A 23,242-nucleotide genomic window follows, 5' to 3' on the forward strand; every position below is an offset into this window, starting at 1 on the left:
GCCCCTTCAGCTAACCAGAACTGACGCCCCAAACACGCGGGTGTCCCAGACACACTCGCGCGCTCCCTGGCCCCATGGTCTCCACATCATGGCCGGGCGCCTGCTTTCACTTTGGAAAGACCAATCTTTTGACCACCTTTCAGGAATTCGGCCTCGCCGATCCCATCACCCGTGCGCTTAAAGAAGAAAACTACACCACCCCGACCCCGATCCAGGCCCAGACCATCCCGATTGCCATCACCGGCAAGGACGTGATCGGCATCGCCCAGACCGGCACTGGCAAGACCGCTTCCTTCGCGCTCCCCATCCTTCACCGCCTGCTCGAGAACCGCATCAAGCCGCAGCCCAAGACCTGCCGCGTGCTGGTGCTGAGCCCGACCCGCGAACTCTCCGGCCAGATCCTCGACAGTTTCAATGCCTATGGCCGCCACATGCAGCTCGCCTCGACGCTGGCCATCGGCGGCGTGCCGATGGGTCGTCAGGTCCGTTCGCTGATGCAGGGCGTCGACGTCCTCGTCGCCACCCCAGGCCGCCTGCTTGACCTCGTGCAGAGCAACGGCCTCAAGCTCAACATGGTTGAGTTCCTGGTGCTCGACGAAGCCGACCGCATGCTCGACATGGGCTTCATCAACGACATCCGCAAAGTCGTCGCCAAGCTCCCGATCAAGCGCCAGACGCTGTTCTTCTCGGCCACCATGCCGAAGGACATCGCCGATCTTGCCGAAGCCATGCTCAAGGATCCGGCCCGCGTCGCGGTGACCCCGGTCGCCTCCACCGTGGAGCGTATCAGCCAGCGGATCATGCTGGTGGATCACTCCGCCAAGCCGGCGATCCTGTCGCAGATCCTTAAGACCGAGACGGTCAACCGCGCACTGGTGTTTACCCGCACCAAGCACGGCGCCGACAAGGTCGTGAAGGGCCTTGAGCGCGCCGGTATCGCTGCCGCCGCGATCCATGGCAACAAGTCGCAGAACCATCGCGAGCGCACCCTCGCCCAGTTCCGTACCGGCGAAATCCGCACTTTGGTCGCCACCGACATCGCCGCCCGTGGCATCGACGTCGACGGCATCACCCATGTGGTGAATTTCGACCTGCCGAACATCCCGGAAACCTATGTCCACCGCATCGGTCGTACGGCCCGCGCGGGCCGTGAAGGCATTGCAATCTCGCTTTGCGCCGGCGAGGAAATGGCGTATCTGCGCGATATTGAAAAACTGATCCGCATTTCGCTTCCGAAGGAAGACCGCCGCACCCCCGGCAAGAATGACGTGGGGCCGTCGCCTTCCCAGAACCGTGGCGGTCAGCGCAACGGCCGCTCCGCCCCGCACGCATCACGCAGCAATGATGGAGCGCCCGGCAAGAACGCGCGCAATCGTCGTCGCCCGCATGGCGGCAATGGCGGCGCGTCGCAACCGAACCGCGATCATGCGCGGAACGAGAATGGACGTCACGAGAATGCACGGCATGAGCCGATCTCACGTCCGGCCAATCAGGCCGGGACTACGACCAAAGAAGGGATGCAGGGCGTTGCCTTCCTGCACCGCGAAAGCCGACCGAACACAACCCCGAACCGCACCCAGCGGCCACGCTAACAGCCGATCGATCTGGAGCTAACAATGGCCAAAGAAGAGCTGATCCAGTTCGAAGGACTGGTGACCGAAATCCTCCCCGATGCACGCTATCGCGTGCAATTGGACGCAGGACACGAAATCGTCGCCTACACCGCCGGCAAGATGAAGAAGAACCGCATCAAGACGCTGGCCGGCGATCGCGTGACCATCGAGATGTCGCCTTACGATCTCGAAAAAGGTCGCCTGATTTTCCGCCACAAGGACGAGCGTCCCGGCGGTCCTCCGCGTGGTGCACCGCCGCGCGGTCAGTTCCGTCGCCGCTAGGCGCATCCAGCGTTTAAACTGTCGACAGTTTACATCGCAAGACAACCCATCCGCGCATCGGATCACTCGCGATGCGCGGATGGGTAAGCGTTCCTGACCGTTCGTGCGCAATCAAAAAATCGTGCGCGTCAGGATTGTTTTGAGGGGAGGCTTCCCCTAATATGAGTTAATCGATTTTCGGCCGGACGACATTATCTATCCCCCGGTGCAGCCGGTCTAGACTGACGACCCTTCCAAAAATTCGATGTCACCAGCCCACATTTGTTTCGTGGGCTACACTATATCTTTGAGAAGGGACTACCCCCATGAGCATGGGAACAGTGAAGTGGTTTAACGCGACCAAGGGCTTCGGCTTCATTCAGCCGGACGATGGTGGCAACGACGTGTTCGTTCACATCAGCGCCGTTGAGCGTGCCGGTCTCGGCACCCTGCGTGAAGGCCAGAAGATCAGCTACGAAATCGTCGCTGACCGTCGTTCCGGCAAGTCGTCGGCCGACAATCTCCGCGCCGCAGGCTAAACGATCACTCGCAAGCTTGATGCTTGCGAACTGATCGACTGAATACGAAAAGGCCGCGCTCTTGAGCGCGGCCTTTTTGCTGAAGCATGATCCGGAACAGTGGATCGGCGTTCGTTCGCTGCAACTACAAACACGCAGCGCATGATCGCAAATTACGGCGTGCAGCTCGTCACCATCACGACGCATGACGTTTGCCGTGGTCGCGTGTACATCGCATCCGTCAATGTGAGCCCGCCCTTCGGCACGACCCAGCCGATCGTCGGCACGTAAGTATAGTTGGCCTCGCCGAGGATCAGATACTGGTTCGCCAGATAGTTCCCGTTGGCGTCCTTGACGATCAGATTGGTGGGAACCGTTACGACCGTACCCACGACCTTCTTTTGATCGCCGCGGCTCCATACGACCTTGGCAACCTTGGTCGATGGATCGATATAGACTTGGCTGATAGTCGTCTTGAGCTGCGTCTTGTCATAAGGCGTCAGCATCGCACCGGCGATGATGAAGAAATTCGAGACATCGGTTTCCGCCAGCGTCGTGTAGCGTGACGCCAGGTCGGCCATGCCCTGTGAGATCTGGCTGACCTTGCGATCGACGGCAAAGCCGTTGGAAACGTCCAGCATGCCGAAGAACATCAGGAACATCAGCGGCATGATCATCGCGAACTCGACCGCGGATACGCCTCTCGTGTCGTCTCGCAACAGCAAGGCCTGTCGCCAGGCTGCCAGTGCCGCCATACGCGCGCGCATTGTCCCGATCCTTGCCATCACTGCGGCCCGGTAGCCGCTGTCGCGGCCAGCAGGCGCTTGCTGCTCGTCGTTCCGCGACCGATATTGGCGATGTTGTAGCCGAGGCCCGTGACGAACAGAGGCCATTGATAAAACCCGCGGGTCACGACGGTCTGGTTGGTGGTCGTCGGCGGCTGCCAGGTGAGCGTGGTGCCAGCATAATTTCCGCCGCTGTCGATCGGATCCGCAATGGTGATCGCCGTGCCCGGATTGTAGGAACGCACGTCGGTGCCGATCTTGGTGCAATCCATCAGTACGGAAGCGCGCGCGCAGATGACGGCATTGAAGTCTGCCTGGCTCGGTGCCTGGCTCGTATAGAAAAGTCGGGAGCCATCCTGTACGGCGGTCTCCAACACCTGACCGGCGAGGAACACCATGCCGGTTTCCATGATGGCAAAAATCAGCGCGAAGAAGACCGGCGCGATCATCGCGAATTCGACCGCGGCCGAGCCGCCGCTGTCGTGGCCGAAGCGGCGCAGCCGCTTGGCGAGCATCGCCATCGAGATCAGCGGTAACAGCATCTGCAAGTGCCTCGGTGATAGGAAATAGCTACCGCCGAGATGTATCGGAAACAGATTGTTGAAGTGTTTCGCCGGATCGAGACAAGACGGCTCGATGGGTTAACCCGCTGTTGACCATGTCTCCGCCGAACGACACCGCATGGAATGCGGCGCCATTTGCGCGTTTATGAATTACAGGTCAGTTGCTGAGCTTGGCGGCATTTCCTGCCGTTGTGGCCTGAGTACTGAGCGTCCCGGCCTGCCCGATCGCGGCTCTGAAGAAGGTCTCACCGTCACCCAGCCTCACACGTCGCTGACATTCCGGCGTACAGGTGTAAGTCTCGCGATCAACGCCACGGTAGACGGTGACGAGTTTGTCGGTCGGACCTTCAACCTGAACCAATCGATCCATCAGGACGGCGCCCGTACGATCCATCGCGATCACATTGGTGGCGCCATAGCCTTTGCCGGTCACCACGACCATGCCGCCGGGCTGCAGCGTCACATCTGCAATCAGGGGGTTGCCGACCACGATGGTGGCGATCTTCTCGGGAAATTTGACGAGCTTGGCCTGATCGACGCTGACCGCGATCAGATCATCTGCAGGGGCCGCAAGACCGCCCACCGGCAACAGCATGGTCCCTGCCGCCAGAGCACGAGCCACAAACACCGCACGCATCCGCGCGCGCTTCGACTGAAACGACATCCTGTACTCCGGGACGATACAAGCCGACAAAAGCAGATACGCAGCGGTGCCGGCGCCCGACATGGCAAATGTGCCGTTAATTGATGAAGGAACTGGAAACGGCGGTGGCGTGGTGGACGCGGGGGACGCTCACTGCCGGCCCCAGGGGGCGTCTTGGCTCCTCATTCCGGGCGCTGACCTTCCGACTGTCATTCCGGGGCGCACGAAGGCAGCGAAGCCGCTAAAATGTGAACCCGGAATCCCAGTGTGTTTTGCGCGATCGAAAACTCCCATGTCGAGATTCCCCGCCACTCCAATTGGAGTGGCTGAGGTTCGCGTCCGGCAAGTGCCGGCCGCGCCCCGGAATGACGAGTGTGGGGCGGTGCAGTCGCCTAAACATATTTTCCTATCCTCCGTTGACAACATCCCAGACCTGATTATATTCCCCTCCGTCCTGCCCCACCGAGAGGGGCGATCGCGATCGTCACGTTCGCGGGGTGGGATGCGGTGGACGCCGGAGATGCGGCGTTACGCGGTTTGGGGGTGACGTCTGTCTTCGGGCAGGACGGATCTGCGCCAGCACTGCCACTGGCAAGGAGACGGCCGACCTTGCGATGGAAAGTTACCCTGGACAGTGTGACGGACGACCAAAGTCAAAACGTGTCCGGCCTATTCGCTTGAGGCTCCCTTCCCATCGCCTTGGGACTTTAATTCGGTGATCGGATCGTTCGCTGAGGCAAAGTGCAAGCAACCGAAAAAACACCGCATGCGGAACGTCGGGCACTTGCTCGGCGCCTCCGAAAGTCCTGATGCATTACCCTTGCGGAAGACCGCATTCGCATCAGGCCCAAGGGTGCAACGGGCACCCGGCGTTCCGCACGCCCTCTCACAAGGGGGCGGGAATGCAAGAGACGACGGCGCCCCCGCGCCGCAAACAATGGGGGCGATGACGCATGTCTGAAGAGCAGTGGCTGTTTGACATTCACATCAGCAACGACGCACAGGCGTCAGAGGCATCCCTCCCTCAAGCATTGCTTAGCAATGCGCAGTGGGGAGGGAGAAGGAAGAGCCCCCTACTGCTTGAACGGATAGATCAGCTGGCCGGTGAATTCGGTCGGCAACGGCTCGCCATCGACACCGTAATTGTCCGGCAACTCCCCCGCCGGCATGCGGAAGGTCCCAAACATAATGTCCCAGATCGGAAACGTGCCGGCGAAGTTGGTGTTACCGCCGCGCTCCAGCGACGTGTGGTGCCAGCGGTGGAACACCGGCGTCGCCAGCACATATTTGAACGGCCCGAGGGTCCAGTTCAGATTGGCGTGCACGAAAGCCGAGTGGAAGGTCGTGAACGGTCCGACCCATAGCATGATGTTCGGCGAGATACCGGCCATCAATAGCAGCACGTCGACCGCGACGGTGCCGAGAAACAGATTGACCGGATGAAACCGTGCCGCGGAGATCCAGTCCACCTCTTCCGACGAGTGATGGATCGCGTGGTATTTCCAGAAACCGCCGCCATGATACATCCGGTGCAGCCAGTACAGCATGAAGTCGGATACCACGAGGAAGAAAATCGCCTGTACCCAGAGCGGCATCTGCGCCAGCGGCCCGTGGCCGTTGTCGTAGAAAGCGATCAGTTCATCGGCATCGTGAATATTGAAGACGACGGCAGCGCCGACCACGAGGAGCCCGATACGCACAACGCGGGTGATCAGCGGCACGAAGAACCAGTAGACCACGTCGGTCACGATCTCCGTCTTGCGCCACCAGTGCTTGCCGGGATTGCAGGCCCAGAAATGCGTCAGCACCGTAAAGATCGCCGCAAGAACCAGCGTGATCGGGACCACCTTCATGATGGTCTCGCCGAACATATTCAGGATGTCGAAGGGGAGTGTCGTCATCGCGGCCTCGCGGTATTCGGAAGCCAAGAGTTACCGCGGTATGCTTAAGGAGCGATGAAGCGAAAAGGACACGCGTGGTGTCATCACACCCAAGTCATTCTAAAACCGCCTTAAGTAGGTATTTACCGTGCAAAAGAAGAGACAAATGCGACCGACTTTCATCAATCGAATTAACCGCACTGCAATTCCCCACTCCTAGTGTTCCCTCATGGTCACGGTGCTGAGAACGCCGGGGAGACCAGGCATCACGATCGACAGCCACGTGCACATATGGAGTTTTATATTATGAAGAACCTCGTTTCGCGTTTCATGAAGGACGAGTCCGGCGCCACCGCTATCGAATACGGCCTGATTGCTGCCGGCATCTCGCTGGCCATCATCGCAGTCGTTAACGGCCTCGGCACCAACCTGAACGCCAAGTTCAGCTCGATCAACACCTCGCTCAAGTAAGCGACTGTTACGAGTGCATCAAAGGCTCCGGTGTCCGGAGCCTTTTTTGTTTCTGAATGCTGCTGACCGTCGGCCTCCAGGATTGTTCTGCGTATGAGATACCCGGGCACACCCCGCTCCGTTCTGGAAGGACTGCAGCTTTCGCTGCGCGACCCCGCCGGCCTGGTCTGCGCTGCATTGACCCTCGCCCTGGTCACCGTCGCGATTCGGATCGCCACCGTTTGGTAAATTCTTTCTTGTTGTCCGATTGTTCATTTCTGCTGGCTAGGTTTTCCGTCGTCGCCGCAACGGGCCTTTGAAGCCATGATCCTTGATTTGACGCGCCTTCTGCTATTCCCGGGCCTGATGGTCTATGCGGCGATCAGCGACCTTTTCACGATGACCATTTCGAACCGTATCTCGCTGCTGCTGGTAGCGGGCTTCGCCGTACTGGTGATCTTCGGCGGGATGGATCTTCACGATGTGCTGTCGCATCTCGGCGCGGGGGCGAGTGTGCTGGTGGTCGCTTTCACCTGTTTCGCGTTCGGCTGGATCGGTGGCGGCGATGCCAAGCTCGCCGCAGCTGCGGGACTGTGGTTCGGCTTCGACCATCTCCTGAACTACCTCGTTTACGCCTCGCTGTTCGGCGGCGCGCTCACGCTACTGCTGCTCCAGTTCCGGCAGTGGCCACTGCCCTATGCGCTCGGCGGCCAGGCGTGGCTGATGCGTCTGCATCACAAGGAAACCGGCATCCCCTACGGTATTGCCCTCGCCCTCGGCGCACTGCTCGTCTACCCCGACACCGGGTGGGTGGAGACGATCGACCTGGCGCGTTTCGCGCTTCACTAAAATCGGAACTTTCTATTAACGCGATTTAGATACCGCTCATTAACCATGCTTTGACGAATAACTGGTCAACTCCCGTTACAGCGGCGGCAGCGTCGCGGCGTAATGTGGAAAGTGAAGCGTATGAATACCGCACGCATTGTGGTCCTCGCCATTGCACTCGGCGCTGGCAGCGTGGCGCTATATCTTGCGAGCACATCGGACGCACCGCCGCCCCCTCAGGTCGCCGAAGCCCCGACAACTGACGTTCTCGTTGCCAAGGCCGATATCGCGCTCGGTCAGGCGCTCGGTCCCGATGATGTCCAGTGGCAGTCCTGGCCCGCATCAGCGGCGAGCACCAATGTCATCAGCCGTAACAGCCGCCCGGACGCCGCGGCGCAAATCGCCGGCTCCATCGCGCGTTCGGCCTTCATTGCCGGCGAACCGATCCGTGAACCGAAACTGGTGCGCGCCAATGGCGCTGGCTTCATGGCTGCCGTTCTGCCGACCGGCATGCGTGCCGTCTCCACCGAAATTTCCCCGGAAACCGGCGCCGGCGGCTTCATTCTGCCCAACGACCGCGTCGACGTGATCCTGTCGAAGCGCGAACGCGGCAATGATCGCGGCGGCACGGAGGTCATAAACTCCGAGATCATCCTGAACAATATCCGCGTTCTCGCCATCGATCAGGCGCCCAAGGAAAAGGACGGTCAGAATTCAGTCGTCGGCAAGACCGCAACGCTCGAATTAAGGCCCGAACAGGCCGAGTTGCTTGCCCGCGCGCGGCAGAGCGGCACGATCTCGCTGGCGTTGCGCGCCCTTGTCGACGCTAACGCGCCTGCGCCGGTTGAAGATCCCAATGGCGGCAAGCGCGACAGCATTAATATCGTGCGTTACGGCATCCCGTCGACCGCGACCATGACGAAGTGATCAAGAGGACGCAGGCGATGAAGCGCATCACAACAGGCGGATCGATGCGGGCTCTCGCGGCCCGCGCGCTTTCGCTCACCGCCATCACGGCGCTGACGATCAATCCCGTATTGACGCCAGTTTTCGCGGCCGATTCGGCGTCCATGCAAGCCGGCAGCGCCGGCGCCTTGAACGCGAAATTCCTGCCGCTCGGCATCGGCAAGTCGGTCGTCATCGACCTGCCGCGTGACATCAAGGATGTGCTGGTGGCCGATCCCAAGATCGCCAACGCCGTCGTGCGTTCGGCGCAGCGCGCCTACATCATCGGTGCGACCGTGGGCCAGACCAACATCGTATTCTTCGACGTCAACGGCCAGCAGATTGCCGCCTATGATATCGCCGTCACGCGCGACCTGAACGGTATTCGGGCCGCGCTCAAGCAGACCATGCCCAATGCCGATATTCGCATCGAAGGTCTCGGCGATAGCGTGATGCTGTCGGGTACGGCACCGAGCCAGGTCGAAGCGCAGCAGGCCACGGACCTCGCGGCGCGCCTCGCCGGCGGCATGGACAAGGTCGTGAACAGCATCTCGGTGCGCGGGCGTGATCAGGTCATGCTCAAGGTCACTGTTGCGGAAGTCCAGCGGAACATCGTCAAGCAGCTCGGCGTCGATCTGTCGGCATCGATGAGCTATGGCACGTCCGTCGTCACCTTCAACAATAGCAACCCGTTCACGGCGCGCGGCAGCAGCCTGGTCGGCGATAATCTCCTCAAGGGATCCTTCGGATCGACACCATCCGTCACGGCGACGCTGAAAGCGATGGAAAACGCCGGCGTCATCCGGACGCTCGCCGAGCCCACGCTGACCGCCATCTCCGGCGAAACCGCCAATTTCCTTGCAGGTGGTGAATTCCCGGTCCCCGGCGGCAATACCTGCGATCCCACGACGCGGATCTGTACGACGCAGATCACCTTCAAGAAATTCGGTATTTCGCTGGGCTTTACGCCGGTGGTACTGAGCGAAGGTCGTATCAGCCTACGTGTCGGCACCGAAGTCTCCGAGCTGTCGCAGGAAAATTCCGTCACGATCAGCGGAACGTCGATCCCGGCGATCAAGGTCAACCGTGCGGACACTACGCTCGAGATTCCGTCTGGCGGTTCGATGGTGATGGCCGGCCTTATCAAGCAGCAGACCAAAGCGGCCATCAGCGGCCTGCCGGGCATGTCGCAATTGCCTGTGCTGGGCACGCTGTTCCGCAGCCGGGATTACGTCAACAACAACACCGAGCTGATGGTCCTGGTCACGCCCTATGTGGTCCGCGCCGTCGCGCAGAAGGATCTCTCGCGTCCGGATGACGGCTTCGTGGATGCATCCGATCCGCAGGCCGATCTGCTCGGCAACGTCAACCGCATCTATGGCGCGCCGAACCGTGCCGAGCCGGCGCCGACAACGCGCAGCTATCGCGGCGTTTTCGGCTTCATCACGGATTGAGACGGGACAAGTATCCGATGACCATGATCAATCACACAGCGATACACTCTTCGCGCACGCGGACGGCTACTGGCGCGCTGCTATTCCTGACGCTCGCGCTCGGCGGCTGCAAGACCGTTGCGCAAGATGTCACGTCGAGCATACCGGACGATTACCGGCTGCGGCATCCCATCGTTGTCGAAGAACGGGCCAAGACCACCGAGGTCTTCGTCGGCAGCCAGCGCGGCGGCCTGTCTGCCACACAGCGCGCGGATGTCATATCGCTCGGTCAGAACTGGTTACGCGAAGGCACCGGCGTCATCACCGCGGAGGTGCCGGTCAATACACCGAATGCACGCGCTGCCAAAGAGTCTTATCGTGAGGTTCATTCACTCCTGATGGCAATCGGCGTGCCGCAGAACGGCGTCCTGATGCGCAGCTATCAGCCGAGCGATCCGCGTATGTTGCCGACCATTCGCGTAAGCTACCCGCTGATCGCGGCTTCGGCCGGTCCGTGCGGCACCTGGCCCGACGACCTTGCGTCGTCGATCAAGAACAAGGGCTATCTCGCGAACAAGCCGTATTACAATCTCGGCTGCGCCCAGCAACGCAATCTCGCCGCCATGGTCGCCAATCCTTCGGATCTGGTTCAGCCGCGCGCCGAATCTCCTGTCTATGCCGGCCGACGTACCGTGGTGCTGGACAAGTATCGCAAGGGTGAGAGCACCGCGACGACCTATCCCGAAGACAAGACCAAAATCAGCAATGTGGGCCAATGATTAGCTACGCGCAGAAAACCGCAGACGAAGAGCCCACTGCCGCAACACCCGCGGCAGAGGAGCATATTGCGCCGGCACCGCGGGTGTCGGTGCAGGCGTTCTGCGAGACCGTGGAAACCGCTGCCGCCGTGCAGGCCGCCGCCGAAGACAGGCGTCTGGGCAAGGCTCACATCAAGATCCAGATGGGCGGCATGCCTGCGGCCATCGAGGCCTATCGGTCGGCACCGACGCCGAACGTCATTGTTCTCGAGACCGAACCGCGTGGCGACATTCTCGCTGGTCTTGATCAACTGGCGACGGTTTGCGATGCCGGTACCCGCGTCGTGGTGATCGGCAAGGTCAACGATGTCACGTTGTACCGCGAGCTCGTTCGTCGCGGCGTCAGCGACTACGTGATCGCGCCTGTTGTGACGATCGACGTCGTTCGTTCGATCTGCGGACTGTTCTCGGCGCCGGAAGCCAAGGCAGTCGGCCGCATCATTGCCGTGGTCGGCGCCAAGGGCGGCGTCGGCGCGTCCACCATCGCCCACAACGTCGCCTGGGCGATCGCACGCGATCTGGCACTGGACTCCGTTGTCGCCGATCTCGATCTCGCCTTTGGAACTGCCGGGCTGGACTACAACCAGGACCCGCCGCAGGGCATCGCCGACGCGGTGTTCTCGCCGGATCGTGTCGACACTGCCTTCATCGACCGGCTGCTGTCGAAATGCACCGATCATCTCAGTCTACTGGCTGCCCCCGCCACGCTGGACCGTGTCTACGACTTTGGCGCCGAGGCCTTCGACTCGATCTTTGACACGCTGCGGTCGACGATGCCCTGCATCGTGCTCGACGTTCCGCATCAATGGTCGGGCTGGACCAAGCGGGCACTGATCGGCGCAGATGACATCCTGATCGTCGCAGCGCCGGATCTCGCCAACCTGCGCAATACCAAGAATATGTACGATCTGATCAAGGCTTCACGCCCCAATGATCGTGCACCGCTGTACTGCCTCAATCAGGTCGGCGTTCCAAAGCGGCCCGAAATCAGCGCCAGCGAATTCGCCAAGGCGATCGAGACACCGCCGATCGTCACGATCCCGTTCGATCCGCAGATGTTCGGCTCAGCCGCCAATAATGGTCAGATGATTGCCGAGATTGCGGCCAGCCATCGCACCACCGAACTCTTTCTGCAAATTGCGCAGCGGCTGACGGGCCGCGGCGAGACCAAGAAGCCACGAGGATCCTTCCTGGGTCCGTTCCTGGAGAAATTGCGGTCGAAGTAATCCACCGCATGGAGTGTTGTCGTGTTTGGTAAGCGTAGCGGAACAGATACCGATGTCCGGGCCGTGAAGCCCGCCAACGTGCCGGAGTCCTCTCCCGGCGCGATGACTGCGTCTGCGCCGCCGGCTATGTCGTCGCCGCCGCTGTCGCCAGCCCGCGCGGCGCCAGCCCCGGTCGTCGCAGAGCGCCGCTCTGACAATTACTATCAGGTCAAGGCGACGATTTTCGGTGCACTGATCGAGGCGATCGACCTCGCGCAGCTCGCCAAGCTCGACGGCGAATCCGCGCGTGAGGAAATCCGCGACATCGTCAACGAGATCATCGCGATCAAGAACATCGTGATGTCCATTGCCGAGCAGGAAGAGCTGCTCGACGATATCTGCAACGACGTGCTCGGTTACGGCCCGCTGGAGCCACTGCTGGCGCGCGACGACATCGCCGACATCATGGTCAACGGCGCCGGCACGGTATTCATCGAAGTCGCTGGCAAGATCCAGAAGACCGGCATCCGATTCCGGGACAATCAGCAGTTGCTGAATATCTGCCAGCGCATCGTCAGCCAGGTCGGCCGCCGAGTCGACGAATCCTCACCTATCTGCGACGCCCGTCTCGCGGACGGCTCCCGCGTCAACGCCATCGTGCCGCCGCTGGCCATCGATGGTCCTGCGCTGACGATTCGTAAGTTCAAGAAGGACAAGCTGACGCTCGAGCAGTTGGTCAAATTCGGCGCGATCTCGCCGGACGGCGCTCAGATCCTTCAGATCATTGGCCGATGCCGCGCCAACGTGCTGATCTCCGGCGGTACCGGTTCAGGCAAGACCACACTGCTGAACTGCCTCACCAACTATATCGACGACGACGAGCGCATCATCACTTGCGAGGACGCCGCTGAACTTCAGCTGCAACAACCCCATGTGGTGCGGCTCGAAACCCGGCCGCCGAACATCGAGGGCGAAGGCCAGGTCACGATGCGCGAACTAGTGCGCAACTGTCTGCGTATGCGTCCGGAGCGGATCATCGTCGGCGAAGTCCGCGGACCCGAAGCATTCGACCTGTTACAGGCGATGAATACCGGCCATGACGGCTCGATGGGCACCCTCCACGCCAACAATCCGCGTGAAGCGCTGTCGCGCTGCGAATCCATGATCACCATGGGCGGCTTCTCGCTGCCCTCACGCACCATTCGCGAAATGATCTGCGCGTCGATCGACGTCATCGTGCAGGCCGCCCGTCTGCGCGACGGTTCGCGCCGCATCACGCACATCACCGAGGTGATGGGCATGGAAGGCGATACCATCATTACGCAGGACCTATTCGTCTACGACATGGTCGGCGAGGACGCCAACGGCAACATCATCGGACGACACCGCTCGACTGGCATTGGCCGGCCGCGGTTCTGGGATCGTGCCCGCTATTATGGCGAGGAGAAGCGGCTCGCGGCGGCGCTCGATGCTGCCGAAGTCATAGCGCCGAACTGAGGAGCGAATGATGAACATGCAGGCGCTCGCATTGGCATTCATGGCCAGCATCGCTGTCGGCGGTCTGGCCTGGGTATTTCTCTATCCGCTGTTGTCCGGCGAGAAAAAGGCCGAAACCCGCCGCGCATCGGTCGCGCGGGCGGAGCCCGTGGCGCGCCAGGTCGACAGAAACCAACGCTCCCGGCGCGAGCAGGTCGAGGGATCTCTCAAAGAGGTCGAAGCACGTCTTCAGAAAGAAAAGAAGATCCCTCTCGGAATCCGGATCGCACAAGCCGGTCTCGACTGGAGCGACCAGAAATTCATGGTGATCTCCGGCATTCTGGGGGGCGGAAGCTTCCTGATGACCATGATATTTGGCGGCGGTCTGCTCGCGGCCGCCGGTCTCGGATTCGCCGCCGGCTTCGGCCTGCCGCGCTGGATTCTCAGCTTTCTCAAGAAGCGGCGCGAAGCCGCCTTCCTCAAGGCGCTGCCGGATGCCGTCGACGTCATCGTTCGCGGTATCAAGGCCGGCCTGCCGCTGTTCGATTCGATCAAGGTTGTCGCCGCCGACGCGTCGGAACCCCTGCGCGGCGAATTTCTTGCCATCATCGAAACTCAGACGATCGGTATGCCGCTCGGCGAAGCCTGTGCGCGGCTCTATGAGCGCATGCCGCTTCCGGAAGCCAACTTCTTCGGCATCGTCATCGCGATTCAGCAGAAGTCGGGTGGCAACCTCTCGGAAGCTCTTGGCAATCTCTCCAAGGTGTTGCGCGACCGCAAGAAGATGGCCGAGAAAATCCAGGCCATGTCGATGGAAGCCAAGGCGTCCGCCGGCATCATCGGCTCGCTGCCGCCGATCGTGATGCTGCTCGTCTATCTCAGCACGCCTGAATATATTTCGCTGCTGTGGACCCATCCGACGGGCCGGCTGATGCTGGCGGCCTGCGTGGTCTGGATGTCCTGCGGCATCTTCGTCATGAAGCGCATGATCAACTTCGACTTCTGATGGTGCTGACATGGTCGATATCCTGATAGCAAAGCTCCACGACGTCCGCTTCATGACGATGATGCTGGCCGCGATCGCGGTTGCAGCGACGGCTTACAGCCTGCTTACGCCGCTGTTCGCCGGCGATGGCCTCGCCAAGCGCATGAAGGCGGTCGCAAGCGAACGGGAGCGGCTGCGGCAACGCGAGCGGGACCGCATGGCGAAAGGCGAGAGAGTGTCGTTGCGCCAGACGCCCAAGCAACTCGTCTCCAAGGTCGTGACCGACTTCAACCTCGGCAAGTGGCTGGCGCAGGAAGCCGCGCTCGACAAGCTGGTCATGGCCGGCTATCGCGGCCAGGCGCCCTATATCACCTTCCTATTCTTCCGCGCGGTGACACCGATCGTGTTCCTCGTCTTCGCGATCCTCTACGTGTTCGTGATCTCGCGGATGGAGCAATCGATGCCCATCAAGATCGGCATGTGCCTCGGTGCCGCCTATCTTGGCCTGCAGGCGCCGATGATCTTTCTCAAGAATGCGATCTCCAAGCGCCAGCTGTCGATCCGCCGCGCATTTCCGGACGCGCTCGATCTGCTGCTGATCTGCATCGAGTCTGGCATGTCCATCGAAGTCGCATTTCGCCGCGTGTCCATCGAGATCGGATCGCAGTCGGTGGCGTTGGCCGAGGAATTCACGCTGACCACGGCCGAACTGTCTTATCTGCAGGATCGCAAGGTTGCATATGAGAACCTTGCGAAGCGCACCGGACTTGAAGGTGTCAAATCGGTCTGTCTGGCGCTGATGCAGTCAGAACGCTACGGCACCCCGCTCGGTCAGAGCCTTCGCGTGATGGCGCAGGAAAACCGCGACATGCGCATGAACGAAGCCGAGAAGAAGGCCGCTGCGCTGCCGCCGAAGCTGACGGTGCCAATGATCCTGTTCTTCCTGCCGGTTCTGTTCGTCGTCATTCTCGGCCCGACCGGCATCAAGGTCGCAGCGATGCAGTGAGGCCGGTGAGCTTGGCCTTGCTAAACGTCATTACGAAATTTGACCTGCGAGAAATTACGACCGACGCGGTGCGTCGTCGTCCTGGGCGCCCAGACGCGGCGTACCCTTGCTGCTCAGCATCTGCTTGAGATAGGCGACATTCGCCGCCGCCTCTTCTGGCGGCAGGTCAGCCCTCACGATGGATTCCGCTTCACCGAACCGGCCCTGCAGGCCAACCACGAGACCGAGATTCTGGCGGACGCGCGGATCGACATTGCCGCGGCCCTGCGCACGGCGCAGCGTCGCCTCAGCCTGCTGTAGATCCTTCGAGAGCATATAGGACAGACCGAGATTGGAGAGCACCGACGGCTCTTCCGGCCGGATCTTCAGCGCGCTGCCGTAGTAACGGCGGGCTTCGTCATGTTTGCCCATCTGGTCAAGGACGGCACCTTGTGCCGACAGGATACGCCAGTCCGGATTGGCCGGGCTATGCGCGGTGGTCAGCACGTCGAAGGCCCGCTGGAAGCTGCCGGCGTCAGCCAGCGCGCGGCCGTAGCCTGCCAGCAGCGGCCTGTTGCCGGGATTCGTCAGGGTCGCTTGTTCGAACACGGATACGGCCTGGGCGCGCTGGCCATTGGCGCGCAGCGCTTGGCCGTAACGCAGAGCAGCGTCAACATCCTTGGGATTGGCGCGATAGCGCTCGCCATAGACTTCAACGGCGCGGGCAGGATCTGCATCGGCCGTTGCTTCTGCGCGAGCGCCAAGGGAACCGGTGATATCGGACATGCCCGCCGTCTTGCAGCCGGCAAGGCCGGTAGCCAGAATTGCCGTCACGGCCGCAGTCGTCAAAAGCCGGGCAAGACAAGGGGGCTGACGCATGCAGTTTGACTCAACAATGGAGTGAGCGGGCGGGCCGGAGGACTTCAGCAATAGAGTGTTAACCCTAATGGCTGGTTAATCGGCGCAGACTGCGCCATATCCTCCCATACCGTCGCTTGACGCCCTTTGCGCTTCAGGTGTCATTGCCGCTCCCCTTCGCGAGATTCTGCATATGTATTCCGCCTTTGAGACGACCGCCGCATCAGCCATACCGATCACCTTCGCGACCAAGACTACCTGGCCCGAGATCAGCGCGGCACTGCCGGCGCGGGCAAAGACTTTCGCCGCGGCCAACGGTTTTGCAGCGAAGCCCGGCGCCTGGCTGGCGCTGCCGGCAGAGGACGGTGCAATCGCCCAGGTGATCTTCGGACTGGAAGACGACGGCGCGACCCACCGTGACCTGTTCCGCCCCGGACAGTTACCCGGCCTGCTGCCGCCGGGCACCTACCGTTTCGCCAACGCCCCCCACGACACCCGCCTCGCCGTGCTCGCTTTCGCCCTCGGCAGCTATCGTTTCGGCCGTTATCGCAAGAATGATGCGCCCAAGGTGAAGCTGATGCCGCCGGATGGCGTCGATATCGCCGAGATCAGCCGTATCGCCGAAGCCGCAGCACTGGCGCGCGATCTCATCAATACGCCGTCGAACGATATGGGGCCGGAAGAGCTCGCCGCGGCCGCCAGGGATCTCGCCACGCGTTTTGGTGCAGACTTCAAATGCATTGTGGGCGATGACCTCGTGCAGCAGAATTTCCCGTTGATCCACGCTGTGGGTATGGCCTCGACGCGCGCGCCACGACTGATCGATTTCTCCTGGGGTGATCCGTCGCATCCGAAGGTGACGCTGGTCGGCAAAGGCGTCTGCTTCGATACCGGTGGTCTCGACCTCAAGCCATCGAGCGGCATGTTGATCATGAAGAAGGATATGGGCGGCGCCGCCAATGTCCTGGCGCTGGCGCTGATGGTGATGGATGCCAGACTGAAAGTGCGATTGCGCGTGCTGATCCCCGCCGTTGAAAACGCCGTCGCCGGCAATGCCTTCCGTCCGCTCGATATCTTCAAGTCGCGCAAGGGCCCGACCGTCGAAATCGGCAACACCGACGCCGAAGGCCGCCTGGTGCTGGCCGATGCGCTGGCCTATGCCGACGAGGAGAAGCCGGACCTGCTGGTCGATCTGGGTACACTGACGGGCGCCGCACGCGTGGCGCTCGGACCCGATCTGCCGCCCTACTACACCAATGACGAGACGCTGGCGATCGACGTCGCGCGCTGTGCGAAGGAGCAGAATGATCCGCTCTGGCGACTGCCGCTCTGGGCTCCTTACGATGCCTGGCTGGACTCCAAGGTCGCCAATATCAACAATGCCCCGTCTGGCGGCTTTGCCGGCTCGATCACCTGTGCGCTGTTTCTGCAGCGCTTTGTTGAAGCCGCAAAGAGCTGGCTTCACGTAGATATCTATGGCTGGACGCCATCGGCGAAACCGGCGCGCCCCGAAGGTGGCGAATGTCAGGCTGCGCGCGCAATCTATCAGCTATTGAGCCAACGCTATGGATAAGCGCGACCCTAGGCTCACGCCCGCACGGCCAGATGTAGCCGCGCGCTATCTTGAAGGTCAGGTTGAGGCCGCACGTTTCGTCGACGGCGAAGAATTCGAGGTTGCCGATGGCGTCACCTCCATGCGGCTCCAGCCATTCTCCGGCGCCGAAATGAATACGCAAGCCTTGAAGGGCGAGCGCTTCACCATCTACGACCGCAACGAAGAAGGCTGGGCCTGGGGCCAACTCAATGGCGACGGCTATGTCGGCTGGCTCTCGGATCTCGCACTCTATCCACCCGGGCCAACACCGACACACAAGGTGATCGCGCTCCGGACCTTCCTCTTTCCCGGCCCCTCCATCAAGCTGCCGCCGACAGATACGCTGCCGCTGGGCGCGCGCCTGGCCATCGTCAAGATGACCGACGCATTTGCCATGACGAGCGCCGGACATTGCGTGCCAAAGCAGCATATCGCGGAGATCGATGCGTTCGAGGCCGACTTCGTTGCCGTGGCCGAGCGCTTCGTCGGCACACCCTATCTCTGGGGCGGCAAGAGCAGCCTCGGTATAGATTGCTCGGGGCTGGTGCAAATCGCACTGACCGCCGCGGGAACCGGATGCCCTCGTGACAGCGACATGCAGGAGAGCGGCCTCGGCCGCGCCTTGTCAGACTCCGAGATGCAGCATCTGCAGCGCGGCGACCTGATTTTCTGGAAGGGTCACGTCGCGATCGTCCGCGACGCCGATACGATCGTGCATGCCAATGCGCATCACATGGCAACGGCTATTGAAGACACGAAGGGCGCCATCGCACGGATCAAGGCGACTGGCAGCGTCGTGACGAGCATCAGACGGCTGGACTAGATGCCGCGCGCTCGTAGCACTCCCGCAGTCGCTCCCGATTCAGCGCCAACCACTGCAGTGCGCTGACCATCAGACCATTGTGAACCGCGCCGTTATCCAACGCAGCGATTGCCTCATCGATGGAAACGACGAAGGGCCGGGTATCCTCCGTCTCGCCAACCAGGCCGCCACGTGTCGGCACCTTGCTGCTGTCGATGAAGCCGAGAAAGAATGTGACATACTCGTCGGTGAAACCTGGCGTCGGCAGCACGCTATAGAGTTCAAGCAAACGCTGCGGCGTTACGCCGATCTCTTCCGCGCATTCTCGCGCAGCGGCAGCGAGCGGCGATTCGTCCCCGTCGACCCGTCCGGCGACGATCTCGACCATCTCGCCACGCCCCGTGGCCAGATGCGCCGGTAAACGAAACTGGTGAATAAGCACGACTTCGCCGCGCGCAAGATCGACCGGAAGAACTGCGGCCACCTTGCTGGCACGCAATATGTCACGCTGCTGCCGCAGTGTCTCATCGTCCGCACGAATAATCGCGATATCGTACCGCTCGTAGGTCATGAAGCCGCGTCCGACCACCGTCGGAGCCGAGACAGCGACATCGGCAGCACGGTCTGTAATGGTGGGACGGTAATCGTTGTCTTTCGTCATCGTATCCTACTGCGCAGCATCCCCGCCCGGTGCTGTTTCGATCCTGAACGCTGCGGCAAACAGCGCGCGGGTGTAGTCGCTCTTCGGATTCTTGAACAGCTCAGCCGCCGGGCCTTCTTCGACCACCTTGCCGTGCCGCATCACGATGAGGTGGCTGGCCAGTGACGCGACCACACGCAGGTCATGCGAGATGAACATATAAGTGAGATCGCGCTTGCGTTGCAGCTCGCGCAGAAGGTCCACCATCTGCGCCTGGAACAGCATGTCGAGCGCGCTGGTCGGCTCGTCCAGAACGACGAAGCTCGGCTCCAGCACAGCAGCGCGCGCGATCGAAATGCGCTGGCGTTGGCCGCCCGAGAATTCATGCGGGTAACGGAACCGGGTCTTGGGATCGAGGCCGACATCCTGCAGTGCCTTGACGACGCGCGTCTCACGATCCTCCGGCGAAAGAAAAGGCTGATGCACGCTGAGCCCCTCGGCGACGATATCGCCGACTGACATACGCGGCGACAGCGCCCCGAACGGATCCTGGAACACAATCTGCATGTCGCGCCGAATCGGCCTGAGATCCTTGAATTGCAGGCCCTGGATATCCTTGCTCAGGAACACGATCGGCCCCTGCGAGGAAATCAAGCGCAGTAGCGCAAGACCGAGCGTCGTCTTGCCGGAGCCGGATTCACCGACGACGCCGAGCGTCTCGCCTTGCCGCACCTTCAGGCTGACACCGTCCACTGCCTTTACGTGGCCCACCGTCTTGCGGAGTAATCCCCGCTTGATCGGAAACCAGACCTTGAGATCGTCCGCGGACATCACCACCGGCGCTTCGGGCCGTGGGGGTGCCGGATCCGGCTTCGGCTCGGCAGCAAGCAGATCGCGTGTGTAGGGATGCTGCGGCGACGTAAACACCTGCTCCACCGGACCCTGCTCGACAATCTTGCCATTGTTCATGACGCAGACGGTGTCTGCGATGCGGCGGACGATGCCGAGATCGTGGGTAATGAAGAGAAGGCTCATGCCGAGCCGCTGACGAATATCGGCCAGCAGAGCGAGGATCTGCGCCTGCACCGTGACGTCCAGCGCGGTGGTCGGCTCATCGGCGATCAGGAGATCAGGTTCATTGGCGAGCGCCATCGCAATCATCACGCGCTGGCGCTGACCACCCGACAATTGATGCGGATAGCTGGCGAGGCGCGTTTCCGGGTCGGGAATGCCGACTTGCGTCAGCAATTCCAGCGTTCGTTCGCGCGCCTTGCTGCCGCGGATGCCGTTATGGAGTTGCAGTATCTCGCCGATCTGCGCACCGATCGTGTGCAGCGGGTTCAGCGAGGTCATCGGCTCCTGGAAGATGATCGAGATATCGTTGCCGCGGATGCCGCGGATCTCGCGCTCCGACATGCTCAGGAGTTCATGGCCCTTGAAACGGATATGGCCGGACGGGTGCGACGCCGTCGGATATGGCAAAAGCCGCAGGATCGACATTGCGCTGACGGATTTGCCCGAGCCGGACTCGCCCACAAGCGCAACGCACTCGCCCCGTTTGATCTCGAACGACACCCTGTCGACCGCGACCGATGTATTGCCGCCATGGTGGAACGCGACCGAGAGATCGCGCACATCGAGCAGCGGCTGGTTGATGGCATCCATGCGGCGGCCCTACCTGAACGTCTTGCGCGGATCGAAGGCATCGCGCACGCCCTCGCCGATGAATATCAACAGCGACAGCATGATCGCCACCGCGAAGAAACCGGTGAAACCGAGCCATGGCGCCTGCACATTGGCCTTGCCCTGCGACAGCAGCTCGCCGAGCGACGGCGAGCCCGGCGGCAGGCCGAAGCCGAGGAAATCCAGCGCAGTCAGCGTCATCACCGAGGACGAGACGATGAACGGCAGGAAAGTCATGGTCGCGACCATCGCGTTCGGCAGCAGATGCCGGATCATGATCTTGGCGTTGGACACACCAAGCGCTCGCGCCGCCATGATGTATTCGAAGTTACGGCCGCGCAGGAATTCGGCGCGCACGAGACCGACAAGCGACACCCATGAGAACAGCAGCAGGATGCCGAGCAGCACGAAGAAGCCGGGCACTAATACCGAAGACAGGATCAGCAGCAGATAAAGCGACGGGATCGCGCTCCAGATCTCGATGAAGCGCTGGAAGGCCAGATCGACCCAGCCGCCGAAATAGCCCTGCACGCCGCCGGCCGCGATGCCGATGATCGACGAGACAATGGTGAGCGCGAGGCCGAACAGCACCGAGATCCGGAAGCCGTAGATCAGTCGCGCAACGACATCGCGCCCCTGGTCGTCAGTACCAAGCCAGTTATATTCGAGATCGCGGCAACTCTTGAGGCCCTTCTTCTCGACTACCGGCTTGCACTGTTCTTCAGTGAGCATCCAGGTCGGCTTCGAAGGCGCAGGCGTCGGCAGATCGAGATTGTGCGTGTCGTAGGAATAGCGGATCAGCGGCCAGAGGATCGTGCCGTTCTTCTCGGCGATCAGCTTCTGCAGGAAGGGGTCACGATAATCCGCGGCCGTCTCGAAGTCTCCGCCGAAGGTCGTCTCCGAATAGGTGACGAAGGCCGGGAAATACATCTTGCCATCGAACTTGATGAAGAACGGCCGGTCATTGGCGATCACCTCGGCGAACAGCGAGATGAAGAACAGGAACATGAAAAGCCAGAACGACCAGTAGCCACGGCGATTGGACTTGAAGTTCTGCCAGCGACGCTGGTTGAGCGGGGAGATGCCAAGCGGGTGACGCGATGGCGGCACCGCTTCGCCGAGCGGCGACAGCGTGGTGGTTTCGACAGGCACGGGCGCGGTGATGGTCATCAGACTTCTCGCGCCTCAAAGTCGATCCGCGGATCAATCCACATATAGGCCAGATCGGACAGAAGGTTCACGACGAGACCAACCAGCGAGAAGATGAACAGCGTGCCGAACACCACGGGATAATCGCGATTCAGCACGCTTTCGAAGCCAAGGAGGCCGAGCCCGTCGAGCGAGAAGATCGTCTCGATCAGCAACGAGCCGGAGAAGAAGGCGTGGATGAATGCGCCGGGGAAACCGGCGATGACGATCAGCATGGCATTGCGGAAGATGTGATTGTAGAGCACCTGCCGCTCGTTGCAGCCCTTGGCGCGCGCGGTCATCACATATTGTTTGCGGATTTCATCGAGAAACGAGTTCTTGGTCAGCAGCGTCATGGTGGCGAAGGCGCCGAGCACCATCGACACTAACGGCAGTGTCATGTGCCAGAAATAGTCGATGATCTTCCAGTACCACGGGAACTGGCTCCAGCCATCGGAGGTCAGTCCGCGCAACGGGAAGATGCTCCAGAACGATCCGCCCGAGAACAGGATGATCAGCAGGATCGCGAACAGAAAGCCTGGAATGGCAAAACCGACAATGATGACTGCCGAGGTCCATGTGTCGAAGCGCGAGCCGTCCTGTACAGCCTTGCGGATGCCGAGTGGAATAGAGATCAGATAAGTAATCAGCATCATCCAGATGCCCAGCGACATTGACACCGGCAGCTTCTCCTTGATCAGCTGCAGCACCGTGGTGTCGCGGAAATAGCTCTTGCCGAAATCGAAGCGGGCGAAATTCCACAACATCAGCGCAAACCGCTCAGGCGCAGGCTTGTCGAAGCCGAACTGCTTTTCCAGGCTCTTGACGAAATCCGGATCGAGCCCCTGCGCGCCGCGATATTTCGAGTTCACCGCGTCGCCTGCCGCGCCGGGCTGCGCACGGTTGCCGAAGTCGCCGCCGGACGAGCCGGAGACACGCGACGCGCCGGTGTCGGCGCCGCTGAGCTGCGCGATCACGCGCTCGACAGGACCACCGGGCGCGAACTGCACCACGACGAAGGAGACGAACAGGATTCCCAGCAGTGTGGGAAACATCAGCAGCACACGCCGTGCGATATATGCGCCCATG

23 protein-coding genes are annotated in these 23,242 nt (G+C 61.3%); 14 read left to right on the forward strand and 9 right to left on the reverse strand.

The window, feature by feature from the left end:
* The first annotated feature begins 74 nt into the window (after positions 1–74).
* The 3 genes from AB8A33_RS20140 to AB8A33_RS20150 all read left to right on the forward strand — a co-directional run bounded on the left by AB8A33_RS20140 (position 75) and on the right by AB8A33_RS20150 (position 2,413).
* Positions 75–1,592 carry a DEAD/DEAH box helicase gene (locus tag AB8A33_RS20140; protein WP_439094341.1) on the forward strand — a complete coding sequence of 506 codons (1,518 nt, stop codon included), beginning with the start codon at positions 75–77 and terminating at the stop codon, positions 1,590–1,592.
* A 24-nt stretch (positions 1,593–1,616) separates the two neighbouring features.
* Complete coding sequence (gene infA / locus AB8A33_RS20145; protein ID WP_068733922.1) at positions 1,617–1,895, forward strand: translation initiation factor IF-1; 279 nt, start codon at positions 1,617–1,619, stop codon at positions 1,893–1,895.
* Between the two features lie 305 nt (positions 1,896–2,200).
* Positions 2,201–2,413, forward strand: a complete 213-nt coding sequence (locus AB8A33_RS20150) for a cold-shock protein (RefSeq protein WP_011474122.1) — start codon at positions 2,201–2,203, stop codon at positions 2,411–2,413.
* A 152-nt stretch (positions 2,414–2,565) separates the two neighbouring features.
* Here the strand turns inward: AB8A33_RS20150 and AB8A33_RS20155 are convergent, their stop codons facing one another.
* The 4 genes from AB8A33_RS20155 to AB8A33_RS20170 all read right to left on the reverse strand — a co-directional run bounded on the left by AB8A33_RS20155 (position 2,566) and on the right by AB8A33_RS20170 (position 6,284).
* Positions 2,566–3,159: a TadE/TadG family type IV pilus assembly protein gene (locus AB8A33_RS20155; RefSeq protein WP_439094342.1), complete on the reverse strand. Its 594-nt coding sequence runs from the start codon at positions 3,157–3,159 to the stop codon at positions 2,566–2,568.
* 17 nt (positions 3,160–3,176) lie between these two features.
* Positions 3,177–3,719: a TadE/TadG family type IV pilus assembly protein gene (locus AB8A33_RS20160; protein ID WP_439094343.1), complete on the reverse strand. Its 543-nt coding sequence runs from the start codon at positions 3,717–3,719 to the stop codon at positions 3,177–3,179.
* A 178-nt stretch (positions 3,720–3,897) separates the two neighbouring features.
* Positions 3,898–4,404 carry a pilus assembly protein N-terminal domain-containing protein gene (locus tag AB8A33_RS20165; protein ID WP_439094344.1) on the reverse strand — a complete coding sequence of 169 codons (507 nt, stop codon included), beginning with the start codon at positions 4,402–4,404 and terminating at the stop codon, positions 3,898–3,900.
* A gap of 1,052 nt (positions 4,405–5,456) precedes the next feature.
* The gene (locus tag AB8A33_RS20170; RefSeq protein WP_439094345.1) at positions 5,457–6,284 is read right to left on the reverse strand and encodes a sterol desaturase family protein; all 828 of its coding nucleotides are present in this window, start codon (positions 6,282–6,284) and stop codon (positions 5,457–5,459) included.
* A 285-nt stretch (positions 6,285–6,569) separates the two neighbouring features.
* Between AB8A33_RS20170 and AB8A33_RS20175 the strand changes: the two genes are divergently transcribed.
* The 9 genes from AB8A33_RS20175 (at position 6,570) to AB8A33_RS20215 (ending at position 15,409) form a co-directional block, all read left to right on the forward strand.
* On the forward strand, positions 6,570–6,734 hold the full coding sequence (locus AB8A33_RS20175; protein ID WP_439094346.1) for a Flp family type IVb pilin: 165 nt from the start codon (positions 6,570–6,572) through the stop codon (positions 6,732–6,734).
* Positions 6,735–7,037: 303 nt separating this feature from the next.
* The gene (locus tag AB8A33_RS20180; RefSeq protein ID WP_439094347.1) at positions 7,038–7,562 is read left to right on the forward strand and encodes an A24 family peptidase; all 525 of its coding nucleotides are present in this window, start codon (positions 7,038–7,040) and stop codon (positions 7,560–7,562) included.
* A gap of 120 nt (positions 7,563–7,682) precedes the next feature.
* Positions 7,683–8,468, forward strand: a complete 786-nt coding sequence (gene cpaB / locus AB8A33_RS20185; RefSeq protein WP_439094348.1) for a Flp pilus assembly protein CpaB — start codon at positions 7,683–7,685, stop codon at positions 8,466–8,468.
* 17 nt (positions 8,469–8,485) lie between these two features.
* The gene (locus AB8A33_RS20190) at positions 8,486–9,940 is read left to right on the forward strand and encodes a type II and III secretion system protein family protein (RefSeq protein WP_439094349.1); all 1,455 of its coding nucleotides are present in this window, start codon (positions 8,486–8,488) and stop codon (positions 9,938–9,940) included.
* Positions 9,941–9,957: 17 nt separating this feature from the next.
* Complete coding sequence (locus tag AB8A33_RS20195; RefSeq protein ID WP_439094350.1) at positions 9,958–10,698, forward strand: CpaD family pilus assembly protein; 741 nt, start codon at positions 9,958–9,960, stop codon at positions 10,696–10,698.
* Positions 10,695–11,963, forward strand: coding sequence for an AAA family ATPase (locus AB8A33_RS20200; RefSeq protein WP_439094351.1), 1,269 nt, complete (start codon positions 10,695–10,697; stop codon positions 11,961–11,963). Before AB8A33_RS20195 ends, AB8A33_RS20200 begins: the two co-directional genes overlap by 4 nt.
* Positions 11,964–11,984: 21 nt before the next feature.
* Positions 11,985–13,439 (forward strand): CpaF family protein, encoded by a 1,455-nt coding sequence (locus tag AB8A33_RS20205; RefSeq protein WP_439094352.1) that lies wholly within the window; start codon positions 11,985–11,987, stop codon positions 13,437–13,439.
* A gap of 10 nt (positions 13,440–13,449) precedes the next feature.
* On the forward strand, positions 13,450–14,424 hold the full coding sequence (locus AB8A33_RS20210; protein WP_439094353.1) for a type II secretion system F family protein: 975 nt from the start codon (positions 13,450–13,452) through the stop codon (positions 14,422–14,424).
* A gap of 10 nt (positions 14,425–14,434) precedes the next feature.
* Complete coding sequence (locus tag AB8A33_RS20215) at positions 14,435–15,409, forward strand: type II secretion system F family protein (protein WP_439094354.1); 975 nt, start codon at positions 14,435–14,437, stop codon at positions 15,407–15,409.
* A 54-nt stretch (positions 15,410–15,463) separates the two neighbouring features.
* On the opposite strand, the gene AB8A33_RS20220 is transcribed toward AB8A33_RS20215, so the two are convergent.
* Positions 15,464–16,267, reverse strand: coding sequence for a tetratricopeptide repeat protein (locus AB8A33_RS20220; RefSeq protein ID WP_439094355.1), 804 nt, complete (start codon positions 16,265–16,267; stop codon positions 15,464–15,466).
* Positions 16,268–16,439: 172 nt separating this feature from the next.
* Between AB8A33_RS20220 and AB8A33_RS20225 the strand changes: the two genes are divergently transcribed.
* Both AB8A33_RS20225 and AB8A33_RS20230 read left to right on the forward strand, forming a co-directional pair.
* The gene (locus AB8A33_RS20225) at positions 16,440–17,819 is read left to right on the forward strand and encodes a leucyl aminopeptidase family protein (RefSeq protein ID WP_439094356.1); all 1,380 of its coding nucleotides are present in this window, start codon (positions 16,440–16,442) and stop codon (positions 17,817–17,819) included.
* Positions 17,812–18,663, forward strand: coding sequence for a C40 family peptidase (locus AB8A33_RS20230; RefSeq protein ID WP_439094357.1), 852 nt, complete (start codon positions 17,812–17,814; stop codon positions 18,661–18,663). Before AB8A33_RS20225 ends, AB8A33_RS20230 begins: the two co-directional genes overlap by 8 nt.
* Here AB8A33_RS20230 and AB8A33_RS20235 read toward each other — a convergent pair.
* Genes AB8A33_RS20235 through AB8A33_RS20250 form a run of 4 tightly spaced genes read right to left on the reverse strand, consistent with a single transcriptional unit; the run spans position 18,647 to position 23,241 of the window.
* Positions 18,647–19,303 carry an NUDIX domain-containing protein gene (locus tag AB8A33_RS20235; protein WP_439094358.1) on the reverse strand — a complete coding sequence of 219 codons (657 nt, stop codon included), beginning with the start codon at positions 19,301–19,303 and terminating at the stop codon, positions 18,647–18,649. The two genes, AB8A33_RS20230 and AB8A33_RS20235, sit on opposite strands and share 17 nt — an antisense overlap.
* Positions 19,304–19,309: 6 nt before the next feature.
* Positions 19,310–20,947, reverse strand: a complete 1,638-nt coding sequence (locus AB8A33_RS20240) for an ABC transporter ATP-binding protein (RefSeq protein WP_439094359.1) — start codon at positions 20,945–20,947, stop codon at positions 19,310–19,312.
* 9 nt (positions 20,948–20,956) lie between these two features.
* Positions 20,957–22,135 (reverse strand): ABC transporter permease, encoded by a 1,179-nt coding sequence (locus AB8A33_RS20245; RefSeq protein ID WP_439094360.1) that lies wholly within the window; start codon positions 22,133–22,135, stop codon positions 20,957–20,959.
* The gene (locus AB8A33_RS20250; protein WP_439094361.1) at positions 22,135–23,241 is read right to left on the reverse strand and encodes a microcin C ABC transporter permease YejB; all 1,107 of its coding nucleotides are present in this window, start codon (positions 23,239–23,241) and stop codon (positions 22,135–22,137) included. The genes AB8A33_RS20245 and AB8A33_RS20250 overlap by 1 nt, the downstream gene beginning before the upstream one ends.
* Position 23,242 lies beyond the last annotated feature (1 nt).

Origin of the sequence: Tardiphaga sp. 813_E8_N1_3, assembly GCF_051811025.1 — a bacterium.
GTDB lineage: Bacteria > Pseudomonadota > Alphaproteobacteria > Rhizobiales > Xanthobacteraceae > Tardiphaga.